General features: G+C 81.7%; 1 pseudogene. It reads left to right on the top strand.

Annotation, left to right across the window (positions count from 1 at the left end):
* Positions 1-670: 670 nt before the first annotated feature.
* A pseudogene (locus RKE29_RS29520) lies at positions 671-1,525 on the top strand (sugar phosphate isomerase/epimerase family protein); the annotation flags it as partial.
* Between the last annotated feature and the right edge of the window lie 669 nt (positions 1,526-2,194).

Raw genomic sequence — 2,194 nt, 5'->3', positions numbered from 1 at the left:
GCCGCGACCCGGGCCGCCTCCAGCGGGCGGTGGCCGCGGGCATCGCCGGGACGCTGCCGCTCCAGGCCGCGTGCGCCGCCCGCGCCGGTGCGCCCCGGGCGGCCGTGCCGCTGCTCGCCGCCGTGCCGTTGGCGCGGCGGCTGTTCCGGAAGGTGTCCCCGACGTGACGCGCCCACCCGAGCCGAAGACGCCCGACCGCACGCCGGGCGCCCGCCTCCAGCCCCGCACGGCGGCAGACCCCCTACGAGGCCAGGAGTCGGCCGGGACGGCCGGGACCCGCCTGTCCGAGCCGCCGCCACCCCACCGGCCCGACGCCGCCACCGCCCGCCACCCGGTCGCGGCAGACCCCACGCCGCACACGCCCGGCCGCACGCCGGACGCCCACCTCCCCCTAGGAGGCCGGGACGCGGCCGGAGCCGACCGACCCCGCGGCGCCGACGCGGCCCACGCGTCCGGCGGGGCTACCGTCCCCGTGGCTGGGACGGGCCGCACCCGCGCGACCGACCCGCCGCCACCCCACCGCCCCGACACCCCCGCCGCCCGCCACCCGGTCGCCGCAAGCCCCGCGCCGTACGCGCACGCCGCGACGGCCGCCGCCGTGGCCGCCCCGGTCGCGCCGCCGCCCGTCTACAGGGCCCGGCCGCCGAGCACCGCCGCCCAGGCGCCGCGCATCGCGCTCCCCGAGCCGCCCGCCGCCCCGTACGCGCCCCGCTTCGCCTACGGCACGAACGGCTTCGCGGGCCACCGGCTCACCGACGCGCTGACCGTCCTGGCCGAACTGGGCTATTCCGGCGTGGCCCTGACGCTCGACCACTGCCACCTGGACCCGTTCGCGCCCGGCCTGGTGCGGCGGGTCGCCTCCGTGGCGCGGCGGCTGGACCGGCTGGGCCTGGCGGTGGTGGTGGAGACCGGCGCCCGCTACCTGCTGGACCCCTGGCACAAGCACGCGCCGACCCTGCTGCACGCCGAGCGCGGGCGGCGCGTGGAGTACCTGGCCCTGGCCATGCGGGTCGCCGCCGACCTGGGCGCCGAGGCCGTGTCGCTGTGGAGCGGCACGCCGCCGTCCGGGCTGCCGGAGCGCCGGGCCTGGGACCGGCTGGCGAGCGGCTGCGCGTGGGCGGTGGCCGAGGCCGAACGGCAGGGCGTGGCCCTGGGGTTCGAGCCGGAGCCGGGCATGCTGGTGGACACCCTGGACGCGTACGACCGGCTGTCGCGCCTGCTCGGCGACCCGCCCCGGCTGGGCCTGACCCTGGATGTCGGCCACTGCCGGTGCGTGGAGCCGCAGAGCGTCGCGGACTGCGTGCTGCGGGCCGGGCCGCGCCTGGTCCACGTGCAGATCGAGGACATGCGCCGGGGCCGCCACGAGCACCTGGAGTTCGGCGAGGGCGAGATCGACTTCCCGCCCGTGCTGGCCGCGCTGGGCCGTACGGGCTACCAGGGCCTGGTCGGTGTCGAACTGCCCCGGCACAGCCACGCGGCTCCGGCGGTCGCGGCCCGTTCGCTGGAGTTCCTGCGCGCGGCGGCGGGCCTGCGCGGCCGGGTGCCGGGCCGCACGGCCGTCGCGGCCCGCGTGGCGAAGGCCGACCTGGCCCCGGCCGGAGTGGGCCCCGGCCACGTGCCGGACGCCCCGCGGGCGGCGCCCGTCGCGGGCGAGGCCGGGACCCACCCCACGGCCGGGTCACACCCCGTGGCAGGGGCCCGCGTTCCGGCCGACGCCCGCCCCGCGGCCGACGGACGCCACGCCGACGCACGGCCCGTCGACGCCGCGCCCGGACCGCCCGCGGCGTGTCCCCCGGCCGAGCCCCGGGCAGCGCGCGCCGTCCGCAGTGCGACCGGGGCCCATGACCCGGCCGACGCGGACGTCCCGGCCGGGACCTGCGCGGCCGGAGCGGCTCGTGGCCCGGCCGAGGCCCGCAGGCCGCCGGGTACGCAGCCCGGAGGCGTCCACCCGGCCGGAGCCCGTCCCCCGGACGGCCCGGGCTCCCCGGCCGGGAGCCCGGCCCGTGCACCGGCGGCCCCGGCACCCGCCCCCGCACCGGCCCCCGACCCGACCCGAGGTGCCGCGCCATGACGCTGGGCAATGCGGCCGAGGTGACGCTGCCCGAGCTGCGCGCCGTGCTGCGCGGGCGGCTGACGCCAGGCGCCGTCCGCTGGTTCGACGCCGCGCGCGCCGAGGTGGCCGCCGCCCCCGGGG

This window comes from Streptomyces sp. B1866 (assembly GCF_031932565.1).
GTDB lineage: Bacteria > Actinomycetota > Actinomycetes > Streptomycetales > Streptomycetaceae > Streptomyces.
This window is presented reverse-complemented; position numbering and strand designations above follow the sequence as displayed.